Origin of the sequence: uncultured Roseobacter sp., from assembly GCF_947488185.1 — a bacterium.
In the GTDB taxonomy this organism is placed as follows: domain Bacteria; phylum Pseudomonadota; class Alphaproteobacteria; order Rhodobacterales; family Rhodobacteraceae; genus Roseobacter.
In genome coordinates this window covers 45,617-64,526 of record NZ_CANKYM010000006.1, presented here as the reverse complement: position 1 = coordinate 64,526, position 18,910 = coordinate 45,617, and the positions used below count along the sequence as shown (strand labels likewise).

16 protein-coding genes are annotated in these 18,910 nt (G+C 58.3%); 3 read left to right on the top strand and 13 right to left on the bottom strand.

Annotated elements, in window-relative coordinates:
• Positions 1-26 precede the first annotated feature (26 nt).
• The 5 genes from Q1A52_RS20765 to Q1A52_RS20745 all read right to left on the bottom strand — a co-directional run bounded on the left by Q1A52_RS20765 (position 27) and on the right by Q1A52_RS20745 (position 8,091).
• On the bottom strand, positions 27-1,607 hold the full coding sequence (locus Q1A52_RS20765; protein WP_300019641.1) for an ABC transporter substrate-binding protein: 1,581 nt from the start codon (positions 1,605-1,607) through the stop codon (positions 27-29).
• Between the two features lie 127 nt (positions 1,608-1,734).
• Complete coding sequence (locus tag Q1A52_RS20760; protein WP_300019639.1) at positions 1,735-2,706, bottom strand: C45 family peptidase; 972 nt, start codon at positions 2,704-2,706, stop codon at positions 1,735-1,737.
• Positions 2,707-2,728: 22 nt separating this feature from the next.
• The gene (locus tag Q1A52_RS20755; RefSeq protein WP_299784039.1) at positions 2,729-4,180 is read right to left on the bottom strand and encodes a biotin carboxylase; all 1,452 of its coding nucleotides are present in this window, start codon (positions 4,178-4,180) and stop codon (positions 2,729-2,731) included.
• Positions 4,181-4,204: 24 nt separating this feature from the next.
• Complete coding sequence (locus tag Q1A52_RS20750; RefSeq protein ID WP_300019637.1) at positions 4,205-6,955, bottom strand: aminotransferase class I/II-fold pyridoxal phosphate-dependent enzyme; 2,751 nt, start codon at positions 6,953-6,955, stop codon at positions 4,205-4,207.
• A 77-nt stretch (positions 6,956-7,032) separates the two neighbouring features.
• Positions 7,033-8,091 (bottom strand): carbon-nitrogen hydrolase family protein, encoded by a 1,059-nt coding sequence (locus Q1A52_RS20745; protein ID WP_300019635.1) that lies wholly within the window; start codon positions 8,089-8,091, stop codon positions 7,033-7,035.
• A gap of 555 nt (positions 8,092-8,646) precedes the next feature.
• Between Q1A52_RS20745 and Q1A52_RS20740 the strand changes: the two genes are divergently transcribed.
• Positions 8,647-10,266 (top strand): FMN-binding glutamate synthase family protein, encoded by a 1,620-nt coding sequence (locus tag Q1A52_RS20740; protein WP_300019633.1) that lies wholly within the window; start codon positions 8,647-8,649, stop codon positions 10,264-10,266.
• Between the two features lie 47 nt (positions 10,267-10,313).
• On the opposite strand, the gene gabT is transcribed toward Q1A52_RS20740, so the two are convergent.
• A complete protein-coding gene (gabT, locus tag Q1A52_RS20735; protein ID WP_300019631.1) occupies positions 10,314-11,708 on the bottom strand; it encodes a 4-aminobutyrate--2-oxoglutarate transaminase in 1,395 nt (464 codons plus the stop codon).
• Between the two features lie 208 nt (positions 11,709-11,916).
• Here gabT and Q1A52_RS20730 point away from each other — a divergent pair, with 208 nt between their 5' ends.
• Positions 11,917-12,483, top strand: a complete 567-nt coding sequence (locus tag Q1A52_RS20730; RefSeq protein ID WP_300019629.1) for a cupin domain-containing protein — start codon at positions 11,917-11,919, stop codon at positions 12,481-12,483.
• A gap of 326 nt (positions 12,484-12,809) precedes the next feature.
• Here the strand turns inward: Q1A52_RS20730 and Q1A52_RS20725 are convergent, their stop codons facing one another.
• Genes Q1A52_RS20725 through Q1A52_RS20715 form a run of 3 tightly spaced genes read right to left on the bottom strand, consistent with a single transcriptional unit; the run spans position 12,810 to position 15,210 of the window.
• Positions 12,810-14,534: a histidine kinase dimerization/phosphoacceptor domain -containing protein gene (locus Q1A52_RS20725; RefSeq protein WP_300019627.1), complete on the bottom strand. Its 1,725-nt coding sequence runs from the start codon at positions 14,532-14,534 to the stop codon at positions 12,810-12,812.
• Positions 14,535-14,536: 2 nt separating this feature from the next.
• Positions 14,537-15,094 carry an RNA polymerase sigma factor gene (locus Q1A52_RS20720; protein ID WP_300019625.1) on the bottom strand — a complete coding sequence of 186 codons (558 nt, stop codon included), beginning with the start codon at positions 15,092-15,094 and terminating at the stop codon, positions 14,537-14,539.
• Positions 15,091-15,210, bottom strand: coding sequence for a NepR family anti-sigma factor (locus tag Q1A52_RS20715; RefSeq protein ID WP_367278079.1), 120 nt, complete (start codon positions 15,208-15,210; stop codon positions 15,091-15,093). Before Q1A52_RS20715 ends, Q1A52_RS20720 begins: the two co-directional genes overlap by 4 nt.
• A gap of 146 nt (positions 15,211-15,356) precedes the next feature.
• Here Q1A52_RS20715 and Q1A52_RS20710 point away from each other — a divergent pair, with 146 nt between their 5' ends.
• Positions 15,357-16,166, top strand: a complete 810-nt coding sequence (locus Q1A52_RS20710; protein ID WP_300019623.1) for a response regulator — start codon at positions 15,357-15,359, stop codon at positions 16,164-16,166.
• Positions 16,167-16,237: 71 nt separating this feature from the next.
• Here Q1A52_RS20710 and Q1A52_RS20705 read toward each other — a convergent pair whose 3' ends face one another.
• The 4 genes from Q1A52_RS20705 to Q1A52_RS20690 form a co-directional block, all read right to left on the bottom strand.
• On the bottom strand, positions 16,238-16,735 hold the full coding sequence (locus Q1A52_RS20705; RefSeq protein WP_300019621.1) for a DNA starvation/stationary phase protection protein: 498 nt from the start codon (positions 16,733-16,735) through the stop codon (positions 16,238-16,240).
• A gap of 89 nt (positions 16,736-16,824) precedes the next feature.
• Positions 16,825-17,733 (bottom strand): YihY/virulence factor BrkB family protein, encoded by a 909-nt coding sequence (locus Q1A52_RS20700; RefSeq protein WP_300019619.1) that lies wholly within the window; start codon positions 17,731-17,733, stop codon positions 16,825-16,827.
• Between the two features lies 1 nt (position 17,734).
• Positions 17,735-17,926, bottom strand: coding sequence for a PLDc N-terminal domain-containing protein (locus Q1A52_RS20695; protein WP_299831592.1), 192 nt, complete (start codon positions 17,924-17,926; stop codon positions 17,735-17,737).
• 66 nt (positions 17,927-17,992) lie between these two features.
• Positions 17,993-18,820, bottom strand: coding sequence for a formate/nitrite transporter family protein (locus Q1A52_RS20690; protein WP_300019617.1), 828 nt, complete (start codon positions 18,818-18,820; stop codon positions 17,993-17,995).
• Positions 18,821-18,910: the final 90 nt, after the last annotated feature.

Below are 18,910 nucleotides of genomic sequence, written 5' to 3'. Positions count from 1 at the left end.
CGTTTTATGTCACAAGCGTCTCAGGTTCAGTTCAGCTTGAAGTACTTGATTTTGGGCGAATCTTCCGCTTCGACAACCGTGTCGACCCCGGATTTCATGCCCCAGTTCAGCACCTGGTGGTGGATAGGGATATAGATTTTCTCATCCTGCACCACCTGCCAGATCGCGGCGATATCGGCGTCACGCGCTTCCAGATCGGTGTTCGACGCAAGGCTCTGAATCTTGTCGTTCAGATCGTCGTTGGTGTAACGCGTCGCATTCCACGACCCGTATTTGTCGTCACGACCGTGTACCAGGAAGTTGAAGATATACTCGGAATCGTAGGTCGGCACGCCCCAGCCCAGCATGTAGAAATCCGTTTCCAGATTGCTGAGCAGCGGGAAGTGTTGCGCCTTGGGCTTGGCATCGAGGTTCACGTTCACCCCGATCTGCGCCAGCATCCCAACAGCGGCCTGACAGATCGCCTCGTCATTGATGTAGCGGTCATTCGGGCAGTCGAGCTGGATCGAGAAACCGTCACCATAGCCGGCCTCACCCATCAGCGTTTTCGCCTTTTCGAGATCGGTGGATGAGGACGCATCCATCGCCTCGTCCCAGCCGTTCACAAAGGGCGGCGCGATCATGCCCGCGGGCGCGGACTGGCCGCGCATCACCACCTGCTTGATGGCATCGCGGTTGATGGCGAGGTTCATCGCCTCGCGCACACGCACATCCGCCAGCGGGTTGGCCCCTTCGACGCTGTCGTTGGCAAGGTCTTCATCGCCCACGTTCATACCAAAGAAGATCACCCGGTTTTGCGGCGCCGTGCGCACGTCGAGCCCATCGGTACTTGCGACCCGCTCAAGATCCTGCACCGGTACGTCCTGAATGAAATCAACCTCACCGGACAGCAGCGCCGCCACGCGGGTGGCCGCGTTCTGGATCGGCGTGTAGATGATCTCGGTCACTTCGAGCGGGAATTCATCCTTGCCCCAGTAGTTCTCGTTGAGCGCCAGCACGGTCTTGACGTCGGGTTCGCGGCTTACAACCTTGTAAGGCCCTGTCCCATTTGCATTTTTCGCGGCGAACGTATCCTCGCCACCTTCATAGTCCTGCACCTTCACGGCGTTGTTCGCCTCGGCCCACTCCTGGTCCATGATGAACATATTGGTCAGGTTGTTGGGCATGATCGGGTTCGGACCATCGGTCACGATCTCGATGGTGTAAGCATCCGGCGCGCGCACCTCAGCGACGGAGGCAAGCAGTTCCTTATAGTCGGAATCCTCGGTCATGGCGCGCTCAAGGCTGAACTTTACATCCGAGCTGTCAAAGCTGGATCCATCGTGGAAGGTTACCCCTTCGCGCAGCTTGAAAATCCAGACGTTCGGATCGTCTTCGGACGGTGTCCACTCCGTTGCCAATGCGGCCACAATAGTGCCGGAATGATCACGGTGGACCAGCGGTTCCATGATCTGATGCGCCAGCGTCGAGGTTGGGCCTTCGTTCTGCGCATGTGGATCCAGCGTCAGGCTATCGCCCGCGCGTGCCCACCGCAACGTCTCGGCCGAGGCCAGCGCGGTGCTCGACAAAAGCAGCGCAACAGACAGAAGTGATGTGGTGATTTTCATTGTAGTCTCCCCTTTTTGTTTTTCTGACGACAATCTTTGGGACGGGGCACGATTTGGCAAGCCCCTTCTGCAACTTGAACGCGAAGCATGCTGATTCTATTGGCAAAAATTTGCGGATGCGAAAATCTCAGGCAGCACCGGGCAAGAGGATGCGACGCCCGCCTTCTTCGAAGTCCTTCATCGACAGCGACCAGACCGTGCCGGGCCAGCGCAACTCCATCTGACGCCGTTTTGGCCGGTAAACCGCCGTGTAAAGCGTGCCGAAACCCGCGTTGAACGCCGCGGAATACAAGGGAGGTTTGAGAAAGGCCCCGATAAACTTTTCTTCGGGGTCCCGGTGCAGGGTGAGCCGGTGCAACAGGAATCGTTCGCGTTCCACCGTGGCGGTGAACCGGGCGTGGCTGACCCATTCGACGTTTTCCTGATGATTGGTGGCAACGGCGGCATGGGTGATCAGCGCGGGCCGGTCGGGCGCCATCATCGCCGTCAGATACCGGCGCTTTTTGTCCAGCACGGTCACATTGTAGCTCATATGCGTCGGCACGCGCGCAAGCACCGCGCCCGCCTCTTCCGCCGTTTCGCAGGTCTGCAACACGTAGCGCAGGATCAGGGGCACACCGAACCCATCACCCACCACGCGCCGTCCACCGAAGGTGAGCGAAATCGACAGGCCCGCGTCATTGACGCCATCCACCAGCCCCCAAAGCCCGTCGGAGGTGCCCATGACCCGGCGCCCCTGCCATTTCGTGTGCAGAACGAGGCTGTCGAAAGCATTTGGGTTGTAGTCGTAGTTGCGCACCATGACCGGCTCCTTACCGGTCCAGATCGCCTGGCTGCAGCCCGCCAGATAGGGCGGCGGGCAGTAGAAGGACAAGAACCGCGCGGCCAGATCGCCGCCCCCCGCCAATTCGCACAGCTCATCATAAAGCGGCACGATCTCCGGCATATGCTGCTGCAAAGCAGAGCGCGACTCCGCGTAGGTCGGGCGCGTGCTTTCGCCTTCCTTCAACCACCAGTCTTTGTAGTCCGGCCAGTATTCGGCAAAAAGCCCGGACCATTTCGGCCCGGGGCTGTCTTCACTTACGGCGCGCCATAACATGGGGTGCGCATATCCTTTCGGGTCAGAGGATCTTGAACGCCGGATCGTCGAAGGCGGTCGCGGTGGGCAGCGGCTTGGCCGTCACCGATTGCTTGATGCCGTGAATCCACTTTTTAGCCCGTTCATTCAACCGGAAATTCTTGGTCATGGACCGGCCGCGCGTGACCAGAATACCGATGTCTGCCCCTTCATAGCGGTAATCCCCCGGCTGCAGGATGCGCAGGAAAAACGCCTCGTTCTCGCTCTCCACCGCCCGGCGGTGATAGTCAAACCGGTCATACACCACGCGCCCATCCTCCAGCATCTTATAGATGCCGGTTTCCGGGCTGCCGGTGCAGATGTCCACGCTATCGTCCGTGTGTTTGATCACCATCTGCGACCAGCTGTCGATATTGGCGCTGTCGGCCCAGCGGGCGTTCAGCTCATCCACATCCAGATTGAATTTCTTTTTCGAGAACTCCAGCAGGTGGAACAGGAACAGCGGCGCATCCGCATGGGCGAAGGCCGCGTGATTGGTCATGGAGGACGCGCCTGTAATGCGGGGGTTTAGCTCGCCCAGCCAGAGATCGCCGGTCTTCTTGTCGATCAGGAAATCGAGCTCAAAATAGCCACGGTAGCCTTCCTTGCGCAGCTGCTCACCGAACTTGAAGGTCAGATCGCGCGCCTTCTGCCGCACTTTCGGCGGAAAGGCGGTCGACAGGATTTCATTGCCGCACCAGCCGCCGCGATAGGGGGTGAGTTCCTTGAACCCGACCAGCTCCGTCATCAACGGCCCAACGATGGTGCCTTCCTTGGTCGCACAGGCCTCAATCGCCGATCCGCGGCAGTCGATCCGCTTCATGATCTTGATCTCGCCCTCCCCCACGATCTCATGCTCGTGACGCCGGAAATCGGCCTCGGATTTGATGAAAAACGTCGTGTGCCCACTATCCCCAAAAGCCGACTGCAACACCAGATCATGCCCGATCTTGGCCTTTTCGCAGGTCTTCTTCAGATCCTCATAGGATTTGACCTCGGCCAGCACATTGGGCACCGACGGCACACCCGCCTTGTTACCGATGCGGACTGTCTCGATCTTGTTGTCCATCTTGGTACGCAGCTTCGCTTTCGGGAACCAGACATCGGCACCCAACTCCTTCGACAGACGCTCGGTCTCCTCATCAAACATCAGGAAGACGAATTTCGGCTTGCCACCGCGCCGTTTGATGAAATCAATCACCTCTTTGTGCTGCAGCAAATAGTTGTTGATGTCCTCGATGGACTGGAATTCCGCATGCGGCTGCTCGGACGGACAGAAGACGTTCGGGTGCTTGCCGCCGTAGCAGTCGATGTAGCAGATGTATTTGAAATTCTTCACCCATTCATCGAGCCCCAACAGGTTGAAGTTCGTGGCCGAAATGAAATAAATCGGATCCTCATTGCGGTGGAAATAGCGGCGGATCTCCGAGATGTTCTTCAGAACCGTGGCTGCCATGTCATGATGTCCTCTCTGTTGGTATTATTCGGCCGCGGAGGCCAGTTTGGTGCCATTCTTGGCATCGACGAGCGCTTGCAGCGCCTCTTGGGTAAAGACCCGCAGCCCCAGATCGGGCCGGTAGCCATGGATTTCGCTGACATCCAGCGCCAGCATGAAGGCCAGGATTTCCTTGCTCACCACCTGTCCTGGCACCAGAATCGGAAAGCCCGGCGGATAGGGAATGATGAAGCTGGCCGAAACGACTTCTTCCCCCGCGTCCAGCGCTGCCCCAAGCGAGCCGTTAATGTCCAGATAGTCACATTTCTCCTCGTCATAGGCGAGGAAGAAGGCCGAACGAATGTCGCCTTCGCCAGTCACATCACATTGCCGGAAAGCATCGTGGAAACGGCTGAAATCAGGTAACGGTGGCAGCTCTTCCATGAGGTTTTGCACGCGCCGGTCAAACGACAGCCGCTCCATCCGGCTGGCATCATCCAGCCGTTCGTCAAGCGATTTGGCGATCTCCACCAGCACCTCGATGAGGTAAGCCACAGACGACCGCGTGGTGCCAATATTGGTCATGAACAGGACCGTATTGCGCGAGGTCTTGTTGATCTGGATACCGTACTTATCCATCAGGATATCGGTCTTGAACGTATCGCCGTCCCAGCCCGTGCCGCCCACGGCCAGGGTGACCCGCGTGGCATCGAGCGCGAAGTCATCCTGCTCCCAGCAATCCCACATGTCGGTCCAGCCCTGCTCCGCATCGTAGTAGCTGGTCACACCCGACTGGCGGTGGAAGTCCGGAATCATATCGCCTGCGGTCAATACCTTGAAATACTTGGACAACAGTGGATGTGTCATGATCGCGCGCCGCATCGACATCGCCGCCTCGATCTGGCGCTGCACGAACTCGAAACCTTCCAATTCGACCTGCCGCCGTCCAACATCCAGGCTCGCGATGATCTGGTAGTTCGGCGAGGTTGAGGTGTGCGTCATATAGGCCTCATGGAAGGCCTGCTCCACCTCCCCTTTAAAGTCCTGATCATAGACATGGATCATCGATCCCTGTCTGAGAGACGTCAGCGTTTTGTGCGTAGATTGCGTCGCATAGGCCCGCACGCGGGCGTTGGGCGGCGGGATCAGCCGCGTCTCCAGGAGTTTCTCGTCGTCGCATCCCTCCAGCATGCTCTGCTGCGCTTCATAGAGCCGCTCATGGGTGTCACTGCGGAACTTCTCTCTGAGGTTGCCAGCCGCAGCCATGGCCGTGCGTTGGCGATAGGTCGGGTTGAACCTCGCAAAGGCGAACCAAGCTTCGTCCCAGAGGAAGATCAGGTCAGGCTTGATCGCCAGACACTCCTCCATCACTCGCTCGACGTTATAAACCAGTCCGTCAAAGGTGCAGTTGGTAAGCAACAGCATACGCACCCGGTCGAGTTTGCCTTCGGCTTTCAGCTTAAGCAACTGGTGCTTGATCTCGCGCAGCGGCACCGCGCCATACATCGAATACTCATTGAGAGGATAGCTGTCGAGGTAACACACCTGCGCGCCCGCCAGCACCATGCCGTAGTGGTGCGACTTGTGGCAGTCGCGGTCTACAAGAACGATATCTCCTGGTCGCACAAGGGCTTGCACGACGATCTTATTGCAGGTCGAGGTGCCGTTGGTGGCAAAAAACGTCTGCTTGGAACCGAACGCCCGGCTGGCCAGTTCCTGCGCTTCCTTGATCGGCCCATGTGGCTCCAGCAGGCTGTCGAGCCCGCCAGAGGTGGCTGAGGTCTCGGCCAGAAAGATGTTCGGTCCATAAAAGGCCCCCATGTCCTGTATCCAGTGGCTGCGGCTGATGGATTTGCCGCGGCTGATGGGCATGGCGTGAAACACACCGGTGGGCTGTTTGGAGTACTCCACCAGCGCGTTGAAAAACGGTGTTTTGTTGCGTGCCTGAACCCCGCGCAAGATGTTCAGGTGCAACTCCATGAAGTCTTCCTGATTGTAGAAGACCCGCCGACAGATCCCGAGATCCAGCCCTGCGATCTCTTCTACCGACCGCTCGGTCACTAGATAGGCGTCCAGTTCGGGTCGCACCTTGGCCACCAGTCGGCATAATTCCGGCCCATAGTTCTCGGGCAGCATGTTGTCGATCTCTTCCTGCCCGCCTGCACGGGTGATGAACCGGGCAACGATCTCTTGATCCATCTTGGATTTCAGCACCAGCCCGGGGCGCACCACAATGGCTTGGATATTGTGGTTGAAGAGCACCGCAACCAGCGCGTCTTCAAGGCTTGGCACCACCAGCGCCTCGTAGACAAAAGGGTCCTCGGCACGGCGCATCCGCGTGACATTGCTGCGCAGCCAACGCTCCTGATGTTCGTTCACATTGTCAACGATCAACACTTCAAAGTAGGGCTTGGCCAGCGCCCGTGCCTCGGGTGGCAGCATCGCCTCATCGTCATGTTCTTCGGCATCGACACTATCCCGCTCCAACGGGATATGCCGCCGCCGGTAGGCCCCGGTCGTAAGTGCGCGTGTCACCCGCCCCACCGCAAAAGCCAGATCATCCAAGGAGTTATGCTCGAACTGCCGCCGCATATGGTCAAAGGCGGACATGCCCGGAAATGCCCAATAGGGTTCGATCACCGCGAGAGACTTGAAGAGCTGCTCGACCTTTTTGCGCAGTTCCGCTTCCTGTTTGGGCTTGGGACTGCGGGTCAGCGCGGCAGTTGTTTCGCGCAGCGCGCTCCACCTGTCCGAGCGCAATTGGATCGCCGAAGAGTAGTCGTTTATCGCGTGCATCAGTTGTCCTCCGCTGTCCGGGAAAACCACCGATTGATACGCCGGGCGGCAGTGACCGCCCGACAAGGCCCGGCGATCTACCCGCTAGATTGTGTTTCGCTCCCCCGAATTTCTTCGGTCGGGGGTTGGGGTGCTGCCTCTGCTTGGGCAGTTTTCGTCGTATTGGACGCAGGATGCGCGGTCACGGATCCGGACAGCGTGTCAATCGCCATACCTTTGAACGCAGGCGTTTCCTGTACTTTTTCTGCTGGCACATCCACGTGAAGTCCCGCGCGCGTCCCTTGTTGAGGTATTTCCAGTGGGCCTAACGTCTTAAGATAGGCATCGGTTCCACTGTTCCGGTCATAGACCGAGAAATCCACAGAACGGTCGCGGAAACTCTTGAGGACCTGACCCAGCCCCTTCATGCCTGTTTCGCGCTGGCGGCGCACCATCGACAGATCGACCTCGATGGGGAACATATCTTCCTGTCCCGCGGACTGGTGCAGCACATGGGCCGAGGGGTCCACGACCAGCGATTTGCCCACGCCACCCGCGCCAAGCCCGTTCACGTCAAAGACGTAGCATTGAAACTGTGCCGCCGTGGACCGCGCGATTGCCAGTTCCGCATCCCGGTCGGTTGTCCCGGTCAGCACCGGATGCAACAGCACTTCGACGCCCTGCGCTGTCAGCTGCCGCGTGGTCTCGGGGAACCAGATATCGTAGCAGATCGACAGACCGAACCGCCCGACCTCCGGCACATCGAACACACAGAATTCGGTGCCCGCAGCAATCCCAGTTTCATAAGGCCGGAACGGGAACATCTTGGCATACCGCTTGATGATCTCGCCCTCGGGGTTGATCACCACGGCGGTATTGAACACCATGCCCGTCTCCGGATCGCGCAGGAACATCGAACCCGGGATCAGCCAGATGCGATGCTTGCGCGCAGCTTCGCAGAAGGTGTCGAGCGCGTCATTCTGCGGGGCTTGGGCAAATTTGTCGAGCGGGCCATAGGGTGCCAGCTCGGAAAACAGCACCATCTGCGTCCAGGGGAACCGCGCCATCAGCACGTCCAGCCGGTGGATCATCCCTTCCACATTGGAATGCAGCGCGTTCACATACATCTGCACGCCGGCAATAGCGAATGGGGTCATAACAAAACACTCCGTCGCGGCGAAGGGGGCCAGCATGACCCACATACGACTTCGCGCCACGTTGCCTTACGCCCATCTGCTGTCAGTTGGAACCTCAGGAACAGGCGTAAAGTGAAAACGACGTTAAGGCACTTTGAGAGAATAGGCGTTTCAGCCTGCTTGCGCGCTGTACGACCGGCTGGATCGGTTAATATTTTAAACGCACGCATCACCTCTCCCTTTTGATATTCGGAAGGAAAGGCGGCCCGACGACCCCGCACGGACGGATGACGACGGTGAGGCTCCCCAATCCTCCGGCAGGTGCGCCCCGGCTTATCTTGCGGCCGGATTCGCTATATTGTTCATGCGCACCCTGTTCTCCAAAAGCGTACGAAGCTTTTGAGTGTTGTTCAAGCGCAATACCTGAATCCTGCCCACCAAAGCGTGACAGCAGGAATCCTTGCGCAAATCCGCACAATGAATCATCATTCGCGGATGTTTAATTTTTCGTGATGCCAGCAGCCCCTCGTGCCCATCGCACGCGCCCTGAAAACTGCGGCCACAGCAGGAAGATATATGCCAGATCTCGGATCCATGATGCGCTACACCACCTTCACAGGCGTGGTAGTGGCCAGTTTTCTTTGCCTGATCGCTGCGCTGATCTGGACCGGTTGGATGCTGATCCCAGCAGCGTTTTTCATCTTCCTGTCGTTTCTGGGACTGCATGATGTACGACAGCCACACCATTCGATCCTGCGCAACTACCCGGTGCTGGGCCATATGCGGTTCCTCTTCGAGGGCATCCGCCCGGAAATCCGCCAGTATCTTATTGAATCCGATCAGGATGAGGAGCCGTTTTCCCGTGATGCCCGCAGTCTGGTCTATCAGCGCGCCAAGGGTCAGGAGGACAAACGCCCCTTTGGCACGCGGCAAAGGGTGTATGATGCGGGCTATGCTTGGGTCACGCATTCCGTCATCCCGATCCATATCGAAGATACGGATTTCCGCGTGAAAATCGGGGGCGACGCCTGCAAACAGCCCTATGAAGCGTCGCTCTATAATATCTCGGCGATGAGCTTCGGCTCTCTTTCGGCCAACGCCATTGAGGCGTTGAACACTGGCGCAAAACTGGGCGGCTTTGCCCATGACACCGGTGAAGGCTCGGTCAGCCGGTACCACAAGGCGGGCGGTGGCGATCTGATCTATCAGGTCGCGTCCGGCTATTTCGGCTGCCGGGCGGAAGACGGCTCCTTTGATCCCGAAAAATTCAAGGAAACGGCCAGCCTCGATCAGATCAAGATGATCGAGCTGAAGCTCAGCCAGGGGGCGAAACCGGGGCATGGCGGCATGCTGCCGGCCTCGAAAATCAGCCCGGAGATTGCCGAGGCCCGGGGTATTCCCATGGGTGAGGATTGTATTTCTCCCGCCGCGCACTCGGCCTTTTCGACACCCATCGAGATGATGCAGTTCATCGGAGAATTGCGCAATTTATCAGAGGGTAAGCCGGTGGGCTTCAAGTTGTGCATCGGGCACCGGCGTGAGTTCATGTGCATGGTGAAAGCGATGCTGGAGACCGGGATTGCGCCCGACTTCATCGTGGTGGACGGCACCGAGGGCGGCACGGGCGCGGCTCCCGTCGAATTCTCCAACCACGTTGGCATGCCCCTGATCGAGGGGCTGACCTTCGTGCACAACACCCTGCGCGGCGCGGGCCTGCGCGATCAGGTCAAGGTGGGCGCGGCGGGCAAGATCATCTCCGCTTTCGACATCGCGCGGGCGCTGGCGCTTGGCGCCGACTGGTGCAATTCGGCGCGCGGGTTCATGTTCGCCATCGGCTGCATTCAGGCGCAGGCCTGCCACACCAACCACTGCCCCGTCGGCGTGGCCACGCAGGATCCGATCCGCCAGCGGGCGCTTGATGTCGGCTCAAAGTCGCAACGCGTCGCGCGGTTTCACGACAACACCCTGCAAGCCTTGGGTGAAATGACGGGTGCTGCCGGGCTCGAACACCCCGGGGATTTCATGCCGCAACATATGATGGTGCGTCTGGGCGACAAGGAAATGGTCGAGGGCAACGAGGCCTATCCCTATCTGCCGGAAGGGTTCCTGCTCAATACCCAGGAAGATATCGGCGCCGATTACCGCAAACGCTGGGCCCGGGCGAGCGCCAAAAGCTTCGCACCCCCACCCTGTTAAAAAGGCGCTCAAAGGCGCCCTTTCTGGTAGTGCTATAGTGGCGCGCGTCAGGCGGCCTGTTCAGCCACCGCATCTGCAAGTGCTGCCTCAAAGATCGCCATACCTTCGGCAATGATTTCGTCTGACGCCGTCAACGGCACCATGATCCGCAAGGCGTTGCCTTGCATCCCGCAGGCGAGCAGGATCAACCCGCGTTTCAGCGCATGGGCGCAGATGGATTTCACGAGCGCTGCATCCGGTGTCGCGGTCTCAAAGTCGGTGACAAATTCGACTGCCAGCATTGCACCCAGGCCGCGGATGTCCCACATACGGTAGGGCGCAACCCGCGCACCGATCTCGGCAAAACGGGCGCGGAAGGTCTCGCCCATCTCCAACGAACGGGCCAGCAGCCCTTCGCTCTCGATGGCTTCGATCGCGGCCAAGGCAGCGGCGCAGGCCACCGGGTTGCCGCCGTATGTACCGCCCAAACCACCGGGTGCCATCGCGTCCATGATGTCCGCACGTCCGATCACACCGGCAATCGGGTAGCCGCCTGCCATGGATTTCGCCACGGTGATCAGATCCGGAACCACGCCGGAATGCTCAATCGCAAACCATGTGCCGGTACGGCCGAAGCCCGCCTGGATTTCATCTGCAATCAGCAGGATGCCATGCTCGTCGCAGATCTGGCGCAGCGCCTGCATCATCTCGAAGGGCACAGGTGTATATCCCCCCTCGCCCAGCACGGGTTCGATGATGATCGCGGCAACGCGGTCTGGCTGTGCATCGGTCAGGAAGAGGTTTTGCAATCCGGTCAGCGCATCTTCCACGGTGATCCCGTCCCGCACGGAGGGGAATGGCGCGCGGAAGATATCCGACGGGAAGGGACCAACATCTTTCTTGTAGGGGCTGATCTTGCCGGTCATGCCCAGCGTCAGCAGCGTGCGGCCATGATAGCCCCCGGTGAAGGCGATCACACCCGGGCGACCTGTCGCGGCACGCGCGATCTTCACTGCATTTTCAACAGCTTCCGCGCCTGTAGTCACCAGCAGCGACTTCTTCGCATGATCACCCGGCGCCAGCGCATTCAGCTTTTCTGCAAGGGCTACGTATGGCTCATAGGGCACCACCTGAAAGGAGGTGTGCGTATACTTGTCTTCCTGTGCCTTCGCCGCCGCGACGACCGACGGGTGGCGGTGCCCGGTGTTCAGCACGGCGATGCCACCGGCGAAATCGATGTAGCGCTTGCCTTCCACATCCCAGAGCTCAGCGTTCTCCGCACGCTCCGCAAACACAGGCGCGGCAGAGGCGACGCCGCGCGGGACCGCCGCCTCGCGGCGGGCGAGGAGCGCTGCATTGCTCTGTTCGGCGGGTGTTGTGGAAACCACGGCGATCTTGCGGGCTTTTGCCACGCGGGGCTTGCGCGGCTTTTTTGCCGCAGGCGTTTTGACAGTGCTGGCCATATGCTCATTCCTTTGATGTCAGGCGAGATGTTTAAAATATCGATACGCCGTTTAATTTTGTTGTCAATCGTGATTCTGCAGGCGTTTTTATGGAATGGATGACTTCTCGTCCGCGCCTGGCAGAAAAGGGATTGAGCACAGACCCGGCTTGCTGTTTAAAAAACCAAGCAAAACCAACATGTCACCCGAAAGACGAGGAACCGGCCCCTTGGATATTGGACACAGGCTACGCACGATCCGAAAAAAACGGGGGCTTTCCCAGCGGGAACTCGCCACACGGGCGGGGCTGACCAACGGCACTATTTCCCTGATCGAGCAGAACAAGACCAGCCCATCCGTGGCCTCGCTCAAAAGCCTGTTGGATGCGATTCAGGTGTCGATGGCCGAATTCTTTGCCACGCTCGAAGATACCGGCCAGAGCAAATACTTCTACACTGCAGAGGAATTCACCGAAATCGCACCCCCCGATTTCGATGGGCCGCAGGCGCAGCTCCTGTCCCTGCGGCAATTGGGGAACGCACAAGAACATGCCCTGCAGCTGCTGCACGAGCGCTATGCCCCCGGCGCGGATACCGGGCCGGAACTGCTCAGCCACGATGCGGAGGAGGCCGGGGTGGTCATTCGCGGTCAAATCGAGATCACCGTGGACGACGAGGTCGGCACCTTGGGTCCCGGCGACGGATATCTTTTCAACAGCCAGCTGCCCCACCGGTTTCGAAACACCGGCTCCGAAGAGTGCGAGATCATCAGCGCCTGCACACCGCCCAGTTTTTGACGAAAAACCCCTGATCGCCTTGGGCAATCAGGGGTCAATCTGTTTCGGCTTTCTTCCGCCGTTACCCGGCGATGGCTCTAAAGCAAAGGCGAGCCCCTTGCGCAAAGATGACCAACAATGGTCCGTCACAACAACGATCTAGTCGTTGTCATCACCACGTCTGCCTTTGCCCTCGCTCGTCAAAACAAGAACAATCAGCGCAACCACAGTCAGAATGGAAAGCCCGAAAACGAACAGGTCAATCGACATGTCAGGGTTCCTTTCCTCAGTGTTCGTGGGAAAAACGTTATTTGCTTCGGATTTGTTCCATAGCTATCAGAATATAGTTAATAATCCTTAGTAGTCTTAACCCGATGGGGCACAGGGAAGGCCAACGTCAGGCAGTGCACCCCGTCCTTGACTTCGGTGGTGACCTCGGCGTTCAACTGCCGAGCGAAGGCATTGATCAATTGTTTACCAAGCCCCGTACTTTCTGCCTCCGTGGCCTCTCCTACGGAGTTGGAGATTGTGAAAACAGCTATCTCGCCGTCTTCCTGCGACAGTTCGATCTTGAGTTTCGCAGGGTCCCGCGCGGTGGCCTGTCCGATGTATTTCATCGCGTTGGTCACGGCTTCGGAGACCAACAGGGTTAACGGAGCTGCGTCATCCGTATCCAATTGCACGGGCGCATAGGACTGTTCCACTGTGACAGCAGAACCTGCGGGCAAACCAACCACCAGCAGCTGCCCCACGATCTCTTCGACCAGCGCGCCCGCGTCGACCCGTTCCAAACCATCGCTCTGGTAGAGGTTCTTGTGCACCGTGGCGAGGCTCAGAATGCGTTCCTGCAAGCGTTTCAGAACGAGGCGCGACTCGTCGGTCGGGGCGCGCCGAATCTGCATGTTCATGATCGAAGAGATCAGTTGCAGGTTGTTCTTGACCCGGTGATGCACTTCCTTCAGCAGGATGTTCTTTTCACGCAAGGAGTCCTCGAGCGAAGCTTCGTCCCGGATAATCGAATCCGCCATGCCCATGAACACCGTTTGAATGTCCACGAATTCCTTCGGTACACCCTGCCCCATAGCCGAGCGCGGCATCGATCGATTGTAGGCGAAGAGACGCATCTGACGGCCAAGTTTGCGAATGTAGCGAATGGCCAGACGGTTGATCGACCAGAACGCGACCACCAGGCTGGCCAGCCACATCAGAATGGGTAGAAACACGCTGAGCATACCTGTTTGGCTTGCACTGGCCAGCACATCGGCCTGCCGCCAGATACTCATCGCGTAGACGACGTCCGGCACAATGGGCACCACCGCGTAGATCCGTTCCTCCTCCTTACCATTCACATCGTCGAAGACAGACGTGTTGTCGCCCACAAGCGTTTTCAGGCTCCGGTTCAAGGGTAAATCGGCCTCGGTCACCAGCCGTGCCCGATCCGACGTCAGGACTTCGCCGGCCGCATTAAAAATAACCAGATCAGAGGGGCTGATTTCGGCCAGGGTGTCCTTGGTTTCTTCGAGAGTTGTCAGATTGATGGACAACAGCATGAAACCGCCAAAAACGTCACGCTCAAATACCGGGCTCACAACCACGAGCGTGGGTTGTTGTGTAATGGGTCCGGTGCGGCTCAGAACAACGGAGCGTTCCGGTGTTGCAAGTGCCAAGTCGAAATCCGGATAAGCGCTGAAATCATATTCTCCTCCGGCTGATGAACAGGTCATCACGCCGTCTGCCGGTAAGAAACCCACCATGGAATAGACGCCGGAGGCCGTTTGATACGCGCGCAGGAAAGAGACGCAGGCCTGCGCATCCTCCACAAACAACCGTACGATGGAACTGAGCGCCTCAGCGGCACCAAAGCCTTCCTGAATAAATTTGCGTTCCGGCCCGGAGGCCAGTTCCGTCAGGCCCAGCAGCGACAATTCCGTCCTCTCTTCGGACTGTTTGGCAATCTCCTGAGTTTGCACAACGGCGATGAGACCAAAAGGCAAAAGGGCAAGTGATAAAAAGACGAGGATGCGAAATGCGAGGCCGCGAAAGACATCGCCATCCAGAAACCCGCCTGTCATTGTCAGAAGGAGGTGGCTTTGGCCGCCGTCAGCACCGACATTGTCGCATCATCGGTCATCTCCAGCGCCTCATCATCGTCCAAGTGCATCAGTTCAGCCAGCCGCTGCCGTGCCCGGTTGGTACGGCTTTTGATCGTGCCGACTGCTACACCACACATATCCGCAGCTTCTTCGTAAGAAAAGCCCGACGCGCCAACCAGCAAGAGCGCTTCGCGTTGCTCGTCGCTGAGTTGAGCAAAGGCCTGGCGAAAATCAGTCATCTGCAAACGTCCGTCATGCGCCGGTTTTTCGGCCAAACCCTCAGTATGGGTGCCATCAACATCGGCGACTTCGCGTTTCGCCTTCCGGCGGGAGGAATAATAAGTGTTGCGCAAAATGGTGAACAACCAGGCGCGCATGTTAGTTCCGGCCTGAAACTTATCGATATTCGTCCAGGCCTTGACCAGTGTGTCCTGCACCATGTCGTCGGCTGTCGCGCCATTTCGGGTAAGACTGATGGCAAAGGCACGCATGGCGGGCAAATGCTCCACCAATGCATCGCGGGGGTCTGGCGTGCTCATTTATTGGACCCCTTGGCCTGATCCTGTTCCTTGAGCGCATTCAGCAGGTCCTTGAAGCGGTCCGGAACGCCCTCTTCCAGCGCCTCTTCGTAGACTCGCTTCAAATTTTCGTCGATTACGCTTTCACGTTTCCTGTTTCCGCCTGGCTGAGTCATACTGCCGATCATTCCCCGAGAAGGTTAAAAAATATCCCACCTGCGTCGGAACCAAACTCGCAACTGTGCGTTCGGTTCCAAGAAAAGTGAAAAAAGGAAGATTTCATATGTCGGATGCCTCTGTCTCCCCGGACATCAGTGAAGAACTCGGCACTGCCCTGCCCTATCTGCGCCGCTTTGCGCGCGCGATGACCGGCAGCCAGAGCAGCGGCGACCAATTCGCTGCGGCAGCGCTCGAGGCCATCCTGACTGATCGGTCCGTGCTGGATGGTGCAGCAGTAAAAACCGGCGTGTTTCGAGTGCTCTACGGCATCTGGTCCAGCGCCGGCGCCCCGGTGGATGACGGCGAGAGTGGCTTGAAAGCACGCGCACAGAAGCACCTGTCGCGCCTGACGGCCAATAGCCGCGAAGCTTTGCTGCTGCACAGCGTCGAAGGGTTCAGCTTTGGCGAGATTGCCAGCATCATCGGCATCGATCAGAGCGAGGCCGAAGAACTGGTGCAAATCGCGCGGCGCGAAATGGCCGATGCGGTATCCGGTTCGGTGATGATCATCGAGGACGAGGCAGTGATCGCCATGGACATCGAAAGCATCGTTTCGGACATGGGCCACCGGGTCACGGGCGTCGCCCGCACCCGGGACGAGGCCGTCGCCCTTGGGTCAGCGGACAAGCCAGATCTGATCCTCGCCGATATTCAGCTGGCCGATAATTCGTCCGGTATCGATGCCGTGAATGATCTGATGGCGAACCTTGGTGACCGTCCGGTGATTTTCATCACCGCCTTTCCCGAGCGATTGCTGACCGGTGACAAACATGAACCGGCTTTCCTGATCTCGAAACCATATACAGAGGATCAGGTGATCTCCGCCGTCAGCCAGGCGATGTTCTTCTCCTCCACGGAAACGCTGAAAGCCTGACACATACAATAGGCGCACACAAAAAACCCCGCTGCTTCCAGCGGGGTTTTTCTTTTTCTACAAATCACCCATCAGCTCTTGGCGATAGAGCGCAGCATCCATGCGGCTTTCTCATGGAACGCGGCGCGCTCGGTCGCCATATCCTCTGTCACCGGATCTCCGTTCTCACCCGCGACCTTGATCAGCGCGTGCAAGCGGTGGGCAACACGTTCATGATCTGCGGCCAGGTCTTCACACATCTCGCCTGCCGACGCTGGCGTTTCTTCATCCTGAATCACCGAGTTGGCGACAATCGACGAGAGTGTTGACGGCGCCAGCTGGCCCAATGCGCGAATGCGTTCGGCGATATCGTCGGCGGCCTTGAACAGGTCTTCATATTGTTCTTCCGTCAGATTATGCACCGAGAAGAACAGCGGACCTTCCACATTCCAATGGATAGCATGCGTTTTGAATAGCATGCGATAGGTGTCCGCCAATGCGTTTTCGAGGCCCTGCGCCATCGCTTCGGCGTCTTTCACGCCTGTGCTGATGTCGGTCGTCTCTGGTACTACATTCAATGCGCTTGTCATCGTCATTCTCCTTTTCTTCTTTCAAAGGAGAAACACGCGGCACCCGGAGTATGTTCCTGAAAACCTTGGGGCGTGACGGCTTGCCGCAGTTACTCTGCCGGTTTTGGCTCAACCTCGTCGGCGGCGTCGATCTGAGGGGAAGGTTCGGGAGAAATGGTCGGGCGGCGTCTTTCAATCTCGGCATTGAGCGCCGCGCCCAACAGCACAAGGAAACTGCTGATCCAGAGCCAGATCAGCATCGCAATGACGGCACCGATGGACCCGTAGACTTCGTTGTAATTGCCGAAATGCGCCACGTAGAATGAAAAGGCGATGGACATGACCGCCCAGCTCGTACCCGCCATCACGGCACCGGGCGTCAGCCACCCGATGCGAATGCCTTTGCGGTTGGGACCAAATCGATAAAGCATGCCGATCCCGCCGAAAATGACCACGATGGCAATGGCCCAACGCAGCAGTTCGATGGTGAAGGAGGCCAGCATACCCAAGGGAAAGAACGATAGCACAATCGGCGTCACCACGATTGTGAGCAGCGAGACAACGCCCACGCCCAGCAGGCTGACGGTCAGCAAAAGCGCACGTAGGTAGTGCTTGATGCTGGAGCGCCCTTTCTGCGCATAGACCAGATTAAGCCCGTGCATCATCGCCCCGACGCCCGCGCGCGCAGACCAGAGGGCGACACCCAAAGACACTGCACCTGCCCACCCCAGCGTGCCGGAGCTGGCACTGACCAGGGTCACGATCTGCTTGTTGAGAATGGTGTAGACCGCGTCAGGCATCAGCCCGCGGATTTCTTCCAGCTGGACGATCACCACGGCAGGATCGGCAACCAGGCTGAGGATCGCGATCAAAGCGGCGAGTGCCGGAAAAACCGAGAGCATAGAATAGAAAGCAACCCCGGCCGCAATCAGGCCGAGGTTGTTATTGGCGATTTGCTTTCCGACGGCGAAGAACACCGCCCGGTTCATCGCGAAGCTCAGGCGTCGCGGTGGCGCCATATCAAATGGCGACTTTGGACGATCTCGGCCCCGCAATCAGCCAAGCGATAAAGCCGACGATCGGCAAGACCAGTACCAGTAGAGTCCAGAGCACCTTGCTGCCGGTTGACGCGCCCGATCCGATGATCGACACGATAGCCCAGATGTTCAGGACCAGAATGATCAGTCCACCAATTCCTGCATACTCAAACATATCTTTCTCCTTTGTTCCGTCTTGCCCTCTCAACGTGCCGAAACGTCAAATGGTTCCCGAACCGGATTATTTGTCCGGCAGCTCGTCGCGCACCTGGCCCCAGGCCATCAGGGTAAAGATCACCGTCCCGCCAATGATGTTTCCGGTCAGAACCGGGATGAAAAATCCACCAATGGCTGTCGCGGCGGTGATGTCACCCATCCAGACCAGCACAGCCATCTCCACCGATCCGGCCACGATATGCGTGAAGTCCCCTGCCGCGATCAGCCAGGTGAAAACGAGGATGAGGAAGAATTTCGCACTGTCCGCCTGCGGAAGCATCCAGACGATCAGCGCCACGATAATACCTGCGGGAATGGCGCGCCAGAAGGAGGCCTCTGCCCCCATGCCCGTTGCGTGATGCGACAGATCGACGACGGACACCATGATCTCTGCCGGTATTGCAGGGGTAAACACAAAAAGGGCGGCGACTGCAAAGGCACCAATCACATTTGCCGTCATCACGATCCCCCAGAGCCGCAACATGCACCCGAATGTGTACCATGTCCGCTCCACCATGACGGGCAGCACTGTCGTGATCGTGTTTTCGGTGAAAAGCTGCATGCGCCCCATGATCACGGCGAGAAAGCCCAGCGAATAACCCAGGTTCTCGATCAGGTAACTGCTGGGCGCGTCCGGCAGATAAGTCCGGAAAATCGCTTCGCCCAAAACCGACAGGCTGATCATCACCCCCGCAGCGATGCCCGACCAGATCAACGACCGTTTGGGCCGCGCCATTTCCTCTTCGCCTTCGCGGCGGATCACCTCATAGATCAGTTTCGGCGCAAGAGCGGCCGCATTCTGAACCGAGGCTTCTTCTTTCTGTTCTTCTGCGTGGCGTGCGGTCTGGTTCATGGGAAACTCCGAAACGCACCTGTCGAGCCGGTGCCGCTTGACACTCAACTTATTATCGCCTGAATGAGTTCCACAACCTTTACTTGCGTG

What these genes read in the sequence shown, in the direction of transcription:
- Q1A52_RS20710 (WP_300019623.1), top strand. Translation starts at nt 15,357, where the DNA reads ATGTCGGATGCCTCTGTCTCCCCGGACATCAGTGAAGAACTCGGCACT.
- Q1A52_RS20745 (WP_300019635.1), bottom strand. Translation starts at nt 8,091, where the DNA reads ATGACCCCATTCGCTATTGCCGGCGTGCAGATGTATGTGAACGCGCTG.
- Q1A52_RS20765 (WP_300019641.1), bottom strand. Translation starts at nt 1,607, where the DNA reads ATGAAAATCACCACATCACTTCTGTCTGTTGCGCTGCTTTTGTCGAGC.
- Q1A52_RS20705 (WP_300019621.1), bottom strand. Translation starts at nt 16,735, where the DNA reads ATGACAAGCGCATTGAATGTAGTACCAGAGACGACCGACATCAGCACA.
- Q1A52_RS20695 (WP_299831592.1), bottom strand. Translation starts at nt 17,926, where the DNA reads ATGTTTGAGTATGCAGGAATTGGTGGACTGATCATTCTGGTCCTGAAC.
- Q1A52_RS20720 (WP_300019625.1), bottom strand. Translation starts at nt 15,094, where the DNA reads ATGAGCACGCCAGACCCCCGCGATGCATTGGTGGAGCATTTGCCCGCC.
- Q1A52_RS20690 (WP_300019617.1), bottom strand. Translation starts at nt 18,820, where the DNA reads ATGAACCAGACCGCACGCCACGCAGAAGAACAGAAAGAAGAAGCCTCG.
- Q1A52_RS20760 (WP_300019639.1), bottom strand. Translation starts at nt 2,706, where the DNA reads ATGTTATGGCGCGCCGTAAGTGAAGACAGCCCCGGGCCGAAATGGTCC.
- Q1A52_RS20725 (WP_300019627.1), bottom strand. Translation starts at nt 14,534, where the DNA reads ATGACAGGCGGGTTTCTGGATGGCGATGTCTTTCGCGGCCTCGCATTT.
- Q1A52_RS20755 (WP_299784039.1), bottom strand. Translation starts at nt 4,180, where the DNA reads ATGGCAGCCACGGTTCTGAAGAACATCTCGGAGATCCGCCGCTATTTC.
- Q1A52_RS20740 (WP_300019633.1), top strand. Translation starts at nt 8,647, where the DNA reads ATGCCAGATCTCGGATCCATGATGCGCTACACCACCTTCACAGGCGTG.
- gabT (WP_300019631.1), bottom strand. Translation starts at nt 11,708, where the DNA reads ATGGCCAGCACTGTCAAAACGCCTGCGGCAAAAAAGCCGCGCAAGCCC.
- Q1A52_RS20750 (WP_300019637.1), bottom strand. Translation starts at nt 6,955, where the DNA reads ATGCACGCGATAAACGACTACTCTTCGGCGATCCAATTGCGCTCGGAC.
- Q1A52_RS20700 (WP_300019619.1), bottom strand. Translation starts at nt 17,733, where the DNA reads ATGGCGCCACCGCGACGCCTGAGCTTCGCGATGAACCGGGCGGTGTTC.